Below are 14,753 nucleotides of genomic sequence, written 5' to 3' on the forward strand. Positions count from 1 at the left end.
AGTCGGGTCAACTCAGCATTGGCTGTGCTGAGTTCACCGTCAAGGCGGGTTTGCTCTGCCCTCAGAGTATTCCGCTGACGGGAAAAGCTGTCTTGGAAATACAAGAAAGCCCCCATGGCCACAGCAGTCACGGCAACCCCCAGGCCAATGGCCAAAGCCCAGCTCTCGGCTCCGGCGGCAGTTGTCGGGGCGGCTACCGCCCCTGTCTGAACGGTGGTGGGAACTTCCGGCCTTTCCTTAAGAAAATTGATTTCCGGTGTGTACATCCAATCGCCTCACTCATTGCTCGCTCATTGTTGGATAGTGCCTTCGAGGGATCCCTGTCGTTACTTGCCGGCTTCCCGCATGGCCAGCCCCAGGGCCACTCCCATCGCCGGGCGCTCCTCCAAGGGCACCTCGATTGCATTCGGTACCAGGATGCTGCCAAAGGGATCCGCCAACTCCACCGCCACGCTCAACAACTGGGATAAGAAGCCATCCATTTGGCCAATGCTGGCTCCTGGCCCGGCCAGCAATACTTTCACCACAGGAAAGCTGCTTTCCGTGCTCGTGAAAAAGTCAATCGAGCGCTTTAGTTCATCGGCCAAATCGGAGACGACACGGGCCACCGCTGCCACACCGGGGTTGCTGGGAACCGGTTGCTCTCCCGTGGCCAAAACATCGGCGGGGTTGATCAAGGGTAACCTTAGAGTTCGCAATAGGTCGCCAGTGCGGCTAACCGGCAAATTCAGGGCCTGGGCTAGCACCTGGCGCATGTGGATGGTGCCGATGTTGACGGTGCGGGTAAATTGCGGGATGCCGTTGACCAAGATGCTGATCTCACTGCTGTCGTAGCCGATGGAGCTAAGCAACACCGCCTCTTGGGGGCCGTACTGGAGGAGCTGGTCACGGATGGTGCGAATGAGGGAGAAACTGGCCAGCTCCACACAGCGGGCCTTCAAGTTGGCCGCTTGCAGCACAGCCAGGTAATTGTCCACCACCTCCTTGGGGATGGCTACCAGTAAGACTTCGATGCGCTCAATGCCATCCTGAGAAAGGTCTAGGCCCAGGGGCTGGTAGTCCACATCCGCCTGATCCCGGGAGTAGGGGATGTAGAGCTCCGCCTCCTGCTCCAAGACCACCCGCCGCAGCTCATCGGCAGGCAGGTCAGCAGGCAGGCGAATGAGACGGACGATCGCCTCTCGCACCGGCACCGCGGTCGCCACCGGCAAGTTGGTGGGCACCTTGTATTCGTTTAGCAAGTTGGCCAGGGTCAGGCCAACCGTGTCTGGATCGAGGATGCGCCCCTCGATCATTGCCCCCTCTGGCATTTCCACGCTGTGGTAGTGAACCAGACGATAGCGACCATTGCCCTGCTTCTTGACTTGGGCAACAGCAAGGCGCTCGGGATTGATATCTACCCCAAGCATGGTTTGAGTTTTAGAGCCACCCAGAAAGCCGAACACGCCGGAAACACTGCCCTCCGCGCCACTGCTAGACGCATACTACCCAATTTGTCTGGGGGTTACCACCGTTTGCAGTTGACTGCCGGCAAAGATTTGTGCTAGCTGGCCCTCCCCTACCAGGGATCCCAACCCGTTCTAAGCAAGCGAGACTCAGGGGTGGGAAAGGCAGAACTTGCGGCTAGGATCGTAGTCTGTATTTACGGACACTGGGCTGACCTTATTGCCCCTTTTTGGAATGCTGAGCACTTGTGAATTCGACCTAGCCATTCCGGCGCCGGGCCGGGTGTACCGGGGCAGCGGCATTCTCAAGGCCGTCCCCCTGACGATCCTGGGATCCCGCGTGTTGGTGATCGGGGGGGAGCGATCGCTGGCTGTGGCTGAACTGCCCCTGAAGCGCAATCTGGAGCGGGATCCCGCCGTTCAGGTTTACTGGAGCACCTATGGCGTCGATTGCACCGAATCGGAGCTGGCTCGTCTCCAGGCTCTGGCCACAGCAGAATCCGTAACCGGCATTTTGGGGGTGGGGGGCGGCAAGGCGTTGGATACGGCCAAGTTGGTGGCCCACCGGTTGGGGATCCCGGTGGTAACAGTGCCCACCTCTGCTGCCACCTGTGCCGCCTGGAGCGCCCTGTCCAACATCTACTCGGAGGCCGGAGCTTTTCAGCGGGATGTGGCCCTGGATCAGGCTCCCGCTGCTTTGATCCTGGACTATGACTTGATTCTGCAAGCACCAGCACGCACTCTGGTGGCCGGGATCGGAGATGCCTTGGCCAAGTGGTACGAGTCTTCTGTGAGCAGCGGCAGTTCAGAAGATGCCCTGGTGATCGGCGCTGTGCAGCAGGCCCGCGTCTTACGGGATTTGCTCTTGCAAAAATCGGTGGCGGCCCTGCGGGAGCCAGGTGGGACTGCTTGGAGGCAGGTGGTGGACGCCTGCATTTGCCTAGCGGGGATTGTCGGCGGCATGGGAGGAGCCAAGTGTCGCACCGTGGCCGCCCATGCTGTCCACAACGGTCTTACTCATCTGGTGGGCCACCGGGCCACCCTGCACGGCGAGAAAGTGGCTTTTGGCATCTTGGCCCAGCTTCGCCTGGAGGAGATCCTGCAGGGAAGCCAGTTGGCGCTGGCCGCCCGCACCCAGCTGCTGGAGTTCTACCGCCAGGTGGGGCTGCCCCTTAACTTGCGGGATCTCCACCTGGATCACCTGGGATCCGCCGAGCTGCTGCACGCAGCCCAAGTGGCCTGCCAGCCAGGCTCAGATATCCACCACCTGCCCTTCCCCGTCAGCCCAGAAGCCCTGCTGGTGGCCCTCACCACCACCGACCTGACCAGCTCCAGTCCCGTTCTGCCGCGGCTCTAGGCTGGCCTAGAGATCTTCCCGCTTTCCAACTTTGCCAGTCCAGGCTGGGGTTTGGGCCTTCTGCAGCCGGGCTTCCCTGTAGGCCCCAGAGGTGGCGCCTGCCAAGACCAAGGCTCCGCCCATCCAAGTCCACCCATCCGGGATCTCGGCAAAGACCCAGAACCCGATCAGGCTAGCCCAGAGGAGGCGGAAAAAATCAAGAGGCAGCAGCATGGTCACCTCGGCCAGCTTGTAAGCTTGGGTGAGGGCCACCTGGCCCAGGCTGCCCAGCAGCCCCATGGTTGCCATCCACAGCCACTGCTCCGGCGAAGGCCAGCTCCAAACCCAAACAGCAGCCAAGAAGGAAAGGGGAGTCTGCAACAGGCCCATGTAGGCGGTAATGGTGAGGCTGGACTCGGTGCGGGCGAGGATCTTGAGCACAATGGTTACCCAGGCAAAGAGGGCTGCCGCCGCCAAAGCTAGTCCTGTCCCTAAGGAGAGCTCCCGAAAGCCCGGCCTTAGCATCACCAAGGCCCCGGCAAACCCCAGGCCCAACCCCAGCCAGCGGGAGGGACGCATCTGTTCGCCCAACACCCAGACCGCCATGAGGCTGGCAAACAAAAGCTGGACAAAGCTCAGCGCCGTTGCTTCCGCCAAAGGCAACAGGCTGGCTGCCCAGAAGGAAAGCAGCATCCCCAAGGTGCTGATTGCCGAGCGCAGGAGGTAGAAGCCCATCTTGGCGGTGCGCAGAGAGTGGATCCCTGCTCGCAAAAGCAGTGGCACCAGGGCAAGTAACCCAAATAGGTTGCGCAAGAACACAATTTCAAAAGGGTGCAGGGCGGGCGTGTTGAGCCGGATGATCGCCCCCAAACAGGCAAAGCAAAAGGTGGCCAGCAGCTTCAGGGCAACCCCTTGCCAGGCTCTCATTTGGCCCCCCTCCGCAAACTGCCCCACTTGCGCGTTCTCAACGTTACAGCTCACACCCAAACGTTTAAGTACAGAGTTTTCAGCCTCGAACTCTCAGCCTAAGCGGACTGTCAGGGATCCGACCGGCGCTCCTGGGCCCTCTCTGCCACCCCCCTGGTCAGCAGGGAAAAAGACGGGGATCCCTGGGAGCTATGGCCATCTCGAATAGCCATGAACAACAGTTGTCCCCTCGCTCTGTAGCTCCCCTCTCCCTTTGGGAGAGGGGATGGGGGTGAGGGAAGAGATCGGCTGGAAGTCCTACGTCTTCTTCAGATTTAGAATCTCCTGCAGGTAGCCGATGACTGTTTCTGGCCGGAGGTGGGCCATGCAGGGGTGGCCCTCCACCAGGCAGGCTTCGTTTTTGAACTTGTTTTCCACGCAGACCCGGCATTTATAGGAAGTTTGGGTAACGTAAACGTGGGGCAGGCGAGGTGCCCACAGCCGCACTGGGCTAGCTCCATCGCCATCGGCATCGTTGCCAAACAGAGCAATGGTGGGGCAGCCCACAGCCGCTGCAATGTGCATCGGCCCCGCGTCCACGGAGATACAGACCCGCGCCCGCTTCAGGGCCCCGGCCAATTCGATCAAGCTGGTTTTGCCCCGCAGGTCAATCATCCCTGTTTCAGCCACCAGTTGCTCTTCACCGTCACCGTGGTAGAGGGATCGCTGCAGCTCGGGGGCACTGCCAATTAGCCCCACCTGCAGGCCCTGGCCCTGGCACCACTGGATCACTTGGCGCCAGTACTCGAGTGGCCACATCTTGGCACGGCGGGTGGTGGTGATGTGCACCAGAACTTCCGGCACGGGAAAGTCGGGATCCCGGCTGGGCAGCTCTAGGCGGAAAAAATCTGTTTCCACATAAGCCAGGCGGCAGAAGATCTCGGCAATGTAGTTGCTGGTGAGGATGTCTTTGTAGCGCTGCAAAAACTCCAGGCTGTTCCAGTCGTCGTCCTGGAGCATGCGCTGCACCGGGTCGGGGCCGGGATCCAGCTTGCGGCGAAAATCCAAGGTCAGGCCGGCGCCGGCAATGTACTGGGGGCGCAAGGCCGTCACCGCCACCAGGTTGAGCTCGCTGAACTCGTCGCAATTGATGGCCAGATCATAAGGCCCGGCCTGGGCCACACGATCCCGCACTGCTGCTGTTAGGGCCTCGAGGTAATCGGGGCGGCGGCTGTAGAGGGGGAAGCTGAAGTCGATGTAGGGGCAGTGGAGCTCAAAGTCGCGGGTAATCTCGCTGCCAAAAAAATCCAGCACACAGCCGGGGTATTTTTCCTTGAGGCCCCGCAGGAGGGGGATGGTGACCACAAAGTTGCCCACCTTGCTGGAAGAAAATACCGCTAGATGGGGTCGTTCCCGCAGGGGTTGGTTGGCAAACCGTTGCATAGGGTTGGGATCCCCAGAAAAAGCTGTTTGCATCCGCAGGGCGGAGCACTTTTGTTAAGCTACCATCCCCTCCCCAGGGCTACTCAAGGCCGGCTGGCCTGGCTGCCATCCCAGATGACTACCACGGCAAAGCGATCCAGAAAGCCATCGCTGGCGTTCATCTGGCGCAGGTTGAAGGCGTCTTCGGCGGAGATCACCAGGTCGTAGCCTAGGGTGCGCATGGCGCGGATGCGGTGGGGCCGTTCCCCAATGCGGTTGACCAGCGAGCGGGCCTGCTCTTCTGAGGTGGTATAGGCGGCAGTGCCCTCGCTGCCCACAAAGGCAGCATTGAGATCCTGGCCAAGGTTGAGGGGCGGGTAAACTGGGTTGCCGTCGGGATCCAAAAGGCGCATCGATTGGCTAGGGAGAAAATCCAGGCCGCGGGCATCCACGATCAGCCCTGTTACCTGCGGGGTTTGCCGCTGGGATCCTGCTTCGAGGCCAGCTCCCCCCCCTGGCCCCTGGCCTGTGCCCACCCCCGAGCCAGGGCTGGAGCCGCGCCCCCCGCTCTGGCCGCTGCCGGGCCCGCTCCCTTCTCCCTGGCCAGAACCCGAGCCACCGCCCCCGCTGCCGAACTGGCGCAACAAGTCCAAATCGAAAATCGGCCCTTCCAAGCTTGGGTTCTCGCTAGAAACCGCTGACTCTACTTCTACCTGGTCGGGAGTAACCAGGCGCCAGGGCGTTTCTGCTGGAAGCGGTTGTCCCTCGACGGCTGGGGCAGGAGATCCCCCTTGCAGGCGGTAAAGGGGAGGAAACAGCGTTTGCGCCTCGACAGCTTCCCCCGGCCAGACCAGGATCCCCAGCGCTGCCAAGATCGCTCGGATCCCTGCGCCTTGAGTTCTATCTTTCCACCACCTCATGCCCCCACCTCACGGCCTGAAAACCTGTGGTTTGCTCTGCAGCCGCCCACCCTTCCCCCATGCTACCCAGGCAGGACCGGTTCGGCAGGGGATCCCGCGCAGTCCTCCCTTTGGCTTTTTCTCCCCTGCGGAGGGATCCCTGGCTCAAGATGGCTGGGAAAGCCAGGCGTTGATCCCCAGCGATCCCCAAGCTCTTGACCGCCAGGCAAAAATACGCAAACATGTGTTCATCATTCTTTGCGATCCCCGTTGATCCCGACCTGGAGTCATCAGGGGTTGGAAAGCACAAAGCAGGCCGTCACGCCAGTAGGTTCAAGGCTGTACTGAGCCACAAGCTGGGATCGGCCTTTGGGTTAGAAGCTGGAGCATTGCACAAAGCCTGAGTTGTCGAAGACAGGAGACCCTGACCATGCCACCAGAGCGGATCCCGTTGGAAGAAATGACCATCCGGCAGTTGCGGGAAGAAGCTGCCCGCTATCAAATCCCCAAGTACAGCCGCATGACCAAAGAGCAGCTTATCGAGGCCATTCGGGAAGCCCAAGCCAAAACTGGCCGCCCCATCGATGCGATGCCGGAGCCCAGCGGGCAAGAGTCGGTTACCGGGACGAAGTATGTCGGCCAAGTAGCTAGCAAGCCGGATCTGGCCGATGTAGACAAGGGGCTGGGGGATCTGCCCGGGGGCTATGGCGAAAGCCGCATTGTCCTGCTGCCGCGGGATCCCCAGTGGGCCTACGCCTACTGGGATGTCCCCAACGAAGCCAAGGAAAGCAAGCGCCGCGAGGGCGGCCAGCAGTTGGCGCTGCGTCTGTACGATGTGACAGATATTGATTTCGACCGCCAGCCGGCCCACAGCATGCAGGAGTACCCCTGCGACGAGTTGGCGCGGGAGTGGTACCTGCCGATCCCGGTGAGCGACCGCTCCTATTTGGTGGAGATCGGCTACCGGACGGCGGATGGCCGCTGGCTAATGTTGGCCCGCTCAGCAGCAGTGATGGTGCCGCCGGTCTTCCCCTCCGACTGGTTTGAAGAGCACTTCCTGACGGTGCCCTTTGAGATGCCCCTCCAGGGCCGCACCCTCTACCAGCTCACCGAGCCCTACAAGCGCAGCGCCGCCGGCATGGGCGTGGTGGCCTACAAAGGCGACGAGCCGCAGCGGGAGGCGACGGCGGATCCCTTCCTGGACATGGTGGGCGGCTTTGAGGCAATGCGGGTGGCGGGATCCCTGTTTGGCAGCCACCAAATGGGCAGCCGTCAACTGGTGCCGGAGCAGGCCATCAGCTCGTTCATTATCCCGTCAGGCGTGGGCATGATGGGGATGGCCATGGCCGAAGTGCCTGCTGCCCCTTGGATGGCTTCTGGATCGGGCCTGGGGCTGTTCTCCGGCGCTTCCGAAGTCCTGCCGCGGCGCTCCCGCAAGTTCTGGCTGGTGGCTGATGCCGAGCTGATCGTCTACGGGGCCACGGAGCCGGATGCCACCGTCACCATCGCTGGGCGCAAGATCCAGCTCAACCCCGATGGCACCTTCCGTTTCCACATGGCTTTCCCCGATGGCAACATCGACTTCCCCATCTTTGCCGTGGCTGCCGATGGCGAGCAAAACCGGGAGATCCACATGACCTTCGACCGCCGCACCCTCTCCCGCCGCACCAACACCAAGGAGGAGGCTATCGAAGAACTGTTGCCTTAAAGGGCTCGCTCTTGCTTGCTCACCCCCCAGCTCTAGGGGGGGCTTTTTACCGGGAAGTGATGCGCGAAGGCCCCTGGCTAAAGCTAGGGGGATGAAGCGCTGTCTTTGCTTATCCGCTCAAGCGAGTGATGTTTCATGCTAGCAGGAAAGCCAAGCTACTCAACCGAACACCAGAGCAGTACCAAGCTCTGAATGAGGCCATTCGTATCCATTGAGTATGAGTACAAGCAGTCGGGGTGGAAACTTTCACCTGACGGGATGGCCATCACCTTCACCGGCGGCAACCAGGCAGGTACCTTTGCTTTGTACTGCAACGGCAAAGCCAGCCAGCTTATCCTCGGCACCAACGCAGCACTCAACATTTTGCACCGGGCCCTGAAGATGTTGGGAATTGAGTGGAACAGCGCCCAAGGGCATTGGGGAACTGCCTTGCAAGAGGGAACGCTTGGGGAGATGAGCACCGCTGCTGGGGAAGGGCAACCCAACTCAGCAAGTGCTGTCGTGGAACCCGGAACAAGAATCCCCGCCCTTTGGGGCTGGGGAGTATGTCAACGGTCGCTCCAAGGATCCCTGCCGGCAACTGGAGGCTTGCCGGCTTCTAGGAGAACAGGCTAGACTGGGAAAGCGGCGCGGGGTAGAGCAGCCTGGTAGCTCGTCGGGCTCATAACCCGAAGGTCACTGGTTCAAATCCAGTCCCCGCTATGAGAACTCAACATCTGCAGGCATTGGGAGAGCTTCTCTAAGTTGTCTTGAGCCGAAGCCAGGAAGACGGCGCATGGATCCGCGGGAAATCGAGGCGTTGATACAGGCTGCCCTGCCCGGCGCGAAGGTGCAGGTAGAAGATACAGTTGGCGACGGCAACCATTTTCAGGCCGTCGTCGTGGCTGAGCAATTCCAAGGCCTCCCCCTCATCAAACAGCACCGGCTGGTGAACGAGGCCTTGAAGCCCTACCTTCAGGATGGCCGTCTCCACGCCCTAGCCCTCCGTACCTTTACCCCTACCCAGTGGCAGCAGCTTCAGGGAGCAGATCCCGGCTCAGCTCCCCAGTCATCCCCCTTCCCTCCTTCTTGAGCTACTAGCCAAAGCTGATACGGAGCAGGGAAAAATCATCTTCAAGATCCGCCCTGCCGCGGAAAGATTGGATGTGTTGCAGAACGCGATCGAGGCCAATGCAGGCATGGGCGCCTAGGAACGACTTCCAGTTCTCCATTCCCCAGATCCCTTCCGAGGTGGACACTTCGTAAACCCCGTCGCTGAACACGTACAGACAACTGTTGGCCGGGATCCGCACTTCGTCCCTAGCAAAGTCCTGATCGGGCAAAATGCCAATGGGCAAATTGGGTGTTTTCAGCTCTAGGGGGATGGGATCTGATTGAGCAACCAACAGAGCGGGGGGGTGGCCAGCGCTGGCAAAAGAAAGCAAGCGAGATCGCGGCCGGTAAACCCCATACCAGAGGGTGAAGTACATGTCATGGTGGGATCCCATTTGGAAGGATTGGTTGAGGGCGCGCAACACCGCATCCGGCTGCCGCAGGTCGGTGTCGGGCAGGCTCTGGGAACGCAGCTGGTTCATCACCGACACGGACAAGAGGGCGGATCCCACCCCGTGCCCTGACACATCCAGAAGGTAAATAGCTAGGTGATCCTCGTCCAGCCAGTGGTAGTTAAACGAATCGCCCCCCAACTCCTGGGAGGGCAAAAAGCACCACTCAATCGCTATTTGGTGAGGTGAGAAGTCGGCCGGCTTGGGCAAAAGAGAACGCACATAGCTGGCCGCCTCGGCCAGTTCTGCCCGCAACCTGGCGGTTTGCTGTTGCAGGTCATAGCTGAGCTGGTGCAAGCGCAGCCCAGCCCGCACCCGCGCCCGCAATTCATTGGGATCGATGGGCTTGCTGAGGAACTCGTCTGCCCCGGCATCTAGGCCCTGGATGCGGTCTTCGACTTCGGTGCGCGCAGTGAGCAAAATAAAGAAGGTGGTGGAAAACTTGGGATCCGCCTTGATGCGCCGGCAGACTTCCAGCCCATCCATATCCGGCATCATCCAGTCACAGATAATCAGCCCCGGGGTTAGGAGATGAGCTTTCTCCAGCCCTTCCAAGCCACCGCTGGCCATCTCGACGGTGTAGCCCTGCCGCTCCAGGGATCGCTTCAACACCAGCCGAATGGTGGGATCGTCGTCCACAATCAAAATGGCCGTCATGCACCCTAATCCTGAATCAACCCGAATTCAGAACGCATCAAACCGCAACTCCCGGGTAGACATACCGGTAGGCAGACTTTCTATCGTAGCTTAGGGGTTGGGCAGAAAAACCGGCTCGGCAAGAGGGGGGAAAGACTCAGCAACCTCGTCCACCAGAGCTAAAGTTGCGTATCGATCGGTGGAGCCCCAAAACCGTGGTTGCACGCTACCCAAAAGCTGACCGTTCCCAGATACTGGTACCAATAGATAACAGCGCGAGGTTTTTGGGCAGACTCTGCTTTAGAGACTTCCGTTGGACATAGAGACACAGATCACATCTTACCCATCCTTTGCCGGTCTAGAGTGACCTTCGAGGTTAAACGCCCTTTGCTGCATGAGTGCATCCCCCCTACCTTTATCTCCTCCGTCCGTTCGGGATTCGCAGGCGGCTTCACCCACGGCACCCCGCCAAGCTCCCAGGGGAGAAATCCGGCTGGAGGACTTGGATGAGAAGCAATTGCTGGGCAGCCTCTCCTCAGTGGTGCTTAACCCCGCTTCCTGGAGCTGCTTCAGCCTTAGCGAAACCAGCCGCCTGCTGCGACCTTTGCAAATTTCCCCCGACCTGACAGGAACCCCCGTCCTCTCTCCCAGCGCCACGGCCGAGATTGTGTACAAGTTTCTGAGGAGCGACGGTCGGATTGGAACCATGAAGGGGCTGATCTCGATCGAGGACTTTCGCAGCGAGCGGCTGCATTCTATTTACGAGGAGCTGCGTATCGAAGAAATTATACCGGTTTTTAACGAAGCGGTCGTTGTGCAGATCATCGATCAGTTGAAGCCGATTTTTGCCCGCGACCTGGACGAGCTGCTTTGGCAAGAAAGCTTTTACTTTACCCCTCAAGATCTGCGCCAGCCGGAGTTTTTGCTGCGTGGCCTGCGGCCTGAGGCGATCCCGCGCCGCTTTCGACCGCATCTGCAAAGGGTGTACTCCCAGATCAAGGAGGTGTGTCGCAGCCTGCCCAACATCGCCTTCCAACTGTGTCTGCGGGCCTACTTGGAGTACAACGACGTCAAAAACCGACATCTCCTCGCCTTGCTGCTCAGCAAGTATTTTTACACGCTCTATCGCATCGGTGGACTGGACGGTTGGGAAAGTCGGGATCCGGTGGAGGTGGGATCCCTGGGCTCCTCCGATCGGCGAGCTCGCTTGCAGGCTCTTTCTCACCTCTTAACCCTGGATAACGACAGCGACGAACCGCTGGCAAGCCTCGGTGGTCCAGGGCCGGGCGGCAGTTATTTCAGCGGAGAGGGGGAGCTTGCTGCTACCGAGGTGCCGAGCGCAGAAGCGATCGAAAAGCTGCGGCAAGATGTGGAGGCAGCGCGCAGCCAGGCCGCCGAGGCCCAGCAACTGGTAGCCCAATACCAAGAAGAGAAAAAACAAGAGCTCCTCAACCGCCTGCAGGATCCAAATAAGTTTCTCCTTTTCAGCCTCCACCAATTTTTCGACACTCTCTTGATCTCCCTCCCTGCGGAGGTGAAAAGCGAGTACGGGGCAGCTTGGGTGCCGCGCACCTCCTACTTGGACGAGAAAGAGCGGGACAAGCTAACCGAGCATTTGCACCGGATCACCAGCGAGGCCTATTTGCTTAGCATCCCCTTTGCCGAGGCAACAATCATCGGCTATTGGCGAGTTTTGGCCGATTCGTTCTACAACCAGTGGGTTTTAAACCAGTACAAGCAGTTGCAAAGCTACGGAGTGGATCTGGAGCAGCAGGGCATCCAAATCCTGGAGCGAGAACAATTTTTGCATGAAGTGCAACTGCGCTTTGCTGCCCGCCACCGCGAGATTGTAACTCAAAATGTGGAGAAGATCAGCCAAATTGTGGTGGATAGCCTAGCCAAGCGGGTGGCCCTCAACACCAGTCAGCAAAGCTTCCAGGCGATGCGGGCCAAATTGACCACCGTTTTGGATATGGACATCTCCCGCAAGGACATGGGAGAAGTCAAGCGGCTGATTGACTACTTCACGGATGTGTTTTTGGGCAAGCAGGAGGAGCTGCGTTCTCCCTACCCAGTGGGGACCATCTTGCAAGTAAGGGCGGCCATCGAGGCCCGTCCCCCCGACAGTCGCACCCGCATTGGCCTGGAAATCCTAAACCAGATCTACCGCGAGTACATGCCTATGCTGCAGCAAGAGTAGGGGCAGGGATCCCAGGGGCTGGCAAGTTTTGGGCACAATGGGGACTGGTGTGCTGTCTCGGGTTAGGAGATCGGGAGTTCCCATGCGCTACCGCCAGCTTGGCCACAGCCCTTTGCAGGTCTCGGAAATCTGTCTGGGCACCATGACCTTTGGACAGCAGAATACCTTGGCCGAGGCTTGGGAACAGCTCGATTACGCGGTGGAGCACGGGATTAACTTCATCGACACCGCCGAGATGTACCCGGTGCCGGCGCGGGCGGAAACCCAGGGAGCCACAGAACGCTACATCGGCGAGTGGCTACAACACCAGCCGCGGGAGCGCCTCATCATCGCCACCAAGATCACCGGCCCGGGTCGGCCCTGGCACTGGATCCGCGGCGGGTCTCTCTCGATTAGCCGCGACAACCTCAAACAGGCGGTGGCCGGCAGCCTCAAACGCCTGAAGACCGACTACATCGACCTCTACCAAATCCACTGGCCGGATCGCTATGTGCCCCTGTTTGGGGGGGTGGCTTACGATCCCAGCCAGGAGCGGCCCACGGTTCCCATTGCCGAGCAACTGCAGGGCTTGGCGGAACTGGTGCAGGAGGGCCTGGTGCGCTACATCGGCCTGAGCAACGAAACCCCCTGGGGAGTCTGCGAGTTTTGCCACCTGGCTGAGCAGTTGGGCCTGCCCAAGGTGGTCTCGATTCAAAACGCCTATAGCCTCCTCAACCGCACGTTTGAGATGGGCCTGGCAGAGGTCTGCCGCCATGAGCAGGTGGGGCTGCTGGCCTACAGCCCCCTGGCCTTTGGGCTGCTGACGGGCAAATACCTGGGGGGCGCCAAGCCGCCGGGATCCCGTTTGACCCTGTTTGAAAGCTTTGGCCAGCGCTACCGCAAGCCGAACGTAGAAGAGGCGGTAGCTGCCTACGTACGCATTGCCCGCCAGCACGGCCTGACTCCTGCCCAGTTGGCTTTGGCCTTTGTGCGCAGCCGCTGGTTTGTCACCAGCACCATCATTGGGGCCACCAACCTGGCTCAGCTCAAGGAAAACCTCAGTTGCCTGGAGGTGGAGCTGTCGCCTGAGCTCGTGGCGGAGATCGAAGCGGTGCACCAGCGCTACCCCAATCCTGCACCCTGAGCAGGCGACAAAACAGCCCGCCAAGGAGAACTTTTTGAGAACTTTCCTCGTCTGGGGCTATGGCTTGGATAACTAGGTCCGAGCTGGCCCCTCTTGAACTCACAAACCTCCCAGGGGCTCTCCTAGCAGATCGTGAGGTGTGAACAAACAATGCGCAACCTTTTCCTTTGGCAGGGTTGGAAGACGGTAGCTCTGGTGGTAGGCTGCAGCAGCTTGGTTTGGATGGGGGATCCCGCTTGGGCGCAACTTTCTGACATCAGCACCTACTGGGGCGCCCAGTACATCGCCGGCTTGAACGAGCGGCAGATCATCGGCGGCTTCCCAGACGGCACCTTTCGCCCCAATGAGTCGATTACCCGCGCCCAGTTTGCTGTCATCGTTACCAAAGCTTTTGGGCTGGATACCAACGTTCCCGTACGCTCCTTTGCCGATCCCATTCCCAGTTGGGCAGCTCCCTCTATTGGCGCGGCGGCAGCAGCAGGGTATGTTTCCGGCTTTCCCGACGGCACGTTCCGTCCCAACGAGGTCCTCACCCGTGCCCAGGCCATCACCGTCTTGACCCGCGCTGCCACCAACGGCAAGCTCCTCGAGGATCCAAGCCAAATTGACGCCATCCTGGCCGGGTTCAGCGATGCCAATTTGGTTCCCAACTTTGCCCGCGCCCCCATCGCGACAGCACTTCAAGAAGGGCTGTTGGTGCTCTACCCTGATCCCACCCGCTTGAATGCCCAGGCGGTGGCCACGCGGGGGGAAGTGGCGGCTCTTACCTACCAAGCGCTGGCCAAGGTAGGTCGGGTGCCCAGCCTAGACCCACCGGTGGGAGCTGCCATTCCCAGACCAGGGATCCCCACCGAACTCCTCGCCCAGGTTACCCCCACCCCTGAGCCCCTGGCTATGCCGGACATCCCCGTGGAGCCGCTGGTGGAAACGCTGCCTGCCGCGCCGGAAGTGAGAACTTTCTTGGCCCGCGAGGAGCTGGGATCCGTCAAACCGGGGGACACCCTGACGGTGTATTTGCTGGGATCCCCGGGGGCGCAGGGGTCTTTTTCCATCCCCGGTATCGCCTACAACCTGCCGTTGCAGGAAACCCGCCCTGGCCAATACGAGGGCAGCTACACCTTCCGCAGCCAAGACCGGGCCTCGGAAGCGCCGGTGTTCGCCCGTCTGGAGCGGGATGGGCTGGTGACCCTGGTGCAATTGCCGGACAAAACCATCAGCATTGGGCAGGTGACCGACACCACCTTCCCCACCATCAGCGACCTGGCCCCGCCCAACGGAGCGGTGACCGACAACCCGCGCCCCGCCATCTCCGCCCGCTTTCAAGATGACCAGGGGATCGACCTCAATAGCTTTACCCTGCTGGTGAACAATGTAGATGTCACTGCCCAAGCCCAGCTCAGCCGCACCGGCTTTACCTATACCCCCGCCGAGCCGCTGCCCAGCGATCGACCAACCTTGATTGCCGTTCAAATTGCCGATACTAGCGGCAACACTGCCATCCAGCAGTGGTCTTTCCAGGTGCGGGCCGCCCAGC

The 14,753-nt window shown here is 60.3% G+C and carries 12 protein-coding genes, 1 tRNA gene and 1 pseudogene; 8 read left to right on the forward strand and 6 right to left on the reverse strand.

The genetic code is table 11. The features are described 5' to 3' along the window. Both NW841_RS08205 and pilM read right to left on the reverse strand, forming a co-directional pair. Positions 1–266, reverse strand: a pseudogene (locus tag NW841_RS08205) (pilus assembly protein PilN); the annotation flags it as partial. A 60-nt stretch (positions 267–326) separates the two neighbouring features. Next, positions 327–1,409: a type IV pilus biogenesis protein PilM gene (gene pilM, locus NW841_RS08210; RefSeq protein ID WP_414386057.1), complete on the reverse strand. Its 1,083-nt coding sequence runs from the start codon at positions 1,407–1,409 to the stop codon at positions 327–329. A gap of 271 nt (positions 1,410–1,680) precedes the next feature. Here pilM and NW841_RS08215 point away from each other — a divergent pair, with 271 nt between their 5' ends. After that, positions 1,681–2,802, forward strand: a complete 1,122-nt coding sequence (locus NW841_RS08215; protein WP_414386058.1) for an iron-containing alcohol dehydrogenase family protein — start codon at positions 1,681–1,683, stop codon at positions 2,800–2,802. A 6-nt stretch (positions 2,803–2,808) separates the two neighbouring features. Here NW841_RS08215 and NW841_RS08220 read toward each other — a convergent pair whose 3' ends face one another. The 3 genes from NW841_RS08220 to NW841_RS08230 all read right to left on the reverse strand — a co-directional run bounded on the left by NW841_RS08220 (position 2,809) and on the right by NW841_RS08230 (position 6,029). Beyond that, the gene (locus NW841_RS08220; RefSeq protein ID WP_414386059.1) at positions 2,809–3,708 is read right to left on the reverse strand and encodes a DMT family transporter; all 900 of its coding nucleotides are present in this window, start codon (positions 3,706–3,708) and stop codon (positions 2,809–2,811) included. Between the two features lie 297 nt (positions 3,709–4,005). Then, entirely contained in the window at positions 4,006–5,163 is a 1,158-nt protein-coding gene (locus NW841_RS08225) for a glycosyltransferase family 9 protein (RefSeq protein WP_414386060.1), read from the reverse strand. Between the two features lie 50 nt (positions 5,164–5,213). Beyond that, positions 5,214–6,029 (reverse strand): hypothetical protein, encoded by an 816-nt coding sequence (locus NW841_RS08230; RefSeq protein ID WP_414370564.1) that lies wholly within the window; start codon positions 6,027–6,029, stop codon positions 5,214–5,216. On the opposite strand from NW841_RS08230, the gene NW841_RS08235 reads away from it, so the two are divergent. From NW841_RS08235 to NW841_RS08250, 4 genes are all read left to right on the forward strand, one after another. Next, the gene (locus tag NW841_RS08235) at positions 6,028–6,282 is read left to right on the forward strand and encodes a hypothetical protein (protein ID WP_414377101.1); all 255 of its coding nucleotides are present in this window, start codon (positions 6,028–6,030) and stop codon (positions 6,280–6,282) included. The two genes, NW841_RS08230 and NW841_RS08235, sit on opposite strands and share 2 nt — an antisense overlap. Positions 6,283–6,438: 156 nt before the next feature. Next, positions 6,439–7,716, forward strand: coding sequence for a DUF4912 domain-containing protein (locus tag NW841_RS08240; protein ID WP_414366452.1), 1,278 nt, complete (start codon positions 6,439–6,441; stop codon positions 7,714–7,716). 628 nt (positions 7,717–8,344) lie between these two features. Continuing rightward, a tRNA-Met gene (locus tag NW841_RS08245) sits at positions 8,345–8,418 on the forward strand. Between the two features lie 73 nt (positions 8,419–8,491). Then, entirely contained in the window at positions 8,492–8,788 is a 297-nt protein-coding gene (locus tag NW841_RS08250) for a BolA family protein (RefSeq protein WP_414366454.1), read from the forward strand. Between the two features lie 4 nt (positions 8,789–8,792). Here NW841_RS08250 and NW841_RS08255 read toward each other — a convergent pair whose 3' ends face one another. Then, a complete protein-coding gene (locus tag NW841_RS08255; protein WP_414386061.1) occupies positions 8,793–9,917 on the reverse strand; it encodes a PP2C family protein-serine/threonine phosphatase in 1,125 nt (374 codons plus the stop codon). A gap of 373 nt (positions 9,918–10,290) precedes the next feature. Here NW841_RS08255 and NW841_RS08260 point away from each other — a divergent pair, with 373 nt between their 5' ends. The 3 genes from NW841_RS08260 to NW841_RS08270 form a co-directional block, all read left to right on the forward strand. After that, on the forward strand, positions 10,291–12,096 hold the full coding sequence (locus tag NW841_RS08260; protein ID WP_414386062.1) for a hypothetical protein: 1,806 nt from the start codon (positions 10,291–10,293) through the stop codon (positions 12,094–12,096). An 82-nt stretch (positions 12,097–12,178) separates the two neighbouring features. Beyond that, positions 12,179–13,219 carry an NADP(H)-dependent aldo-keto reductase gene (locus NW841_RS08265; protein WP_414386063.1) on the forward strand — a complete coding sequence of 347 codons (1,041 nt, stop codon included), beginning with the start codon at positions 12,179–12,181 and terminating at the stop codon, positions 13,217–13,219. 150 nt (positions 13,220–13,369) lie between these two features. Next, on the forward strand, positions 13,370–14,753 hold a 1,384-nt coding region (locus tag NW841_RS08270; RefSeq protein ID WP_414386064.1), incomplete at its 3' end, for an S-layer homology domain-containing protein.

It is taken from the genome of Synechococcus sp. H60.3, from assembly GCF_047462295.1.
GTDB lineage: Bacteria > Cyanobacteriota > Cyanobacteriia > Thermostichales > Thermostichaceae > Thermostichus.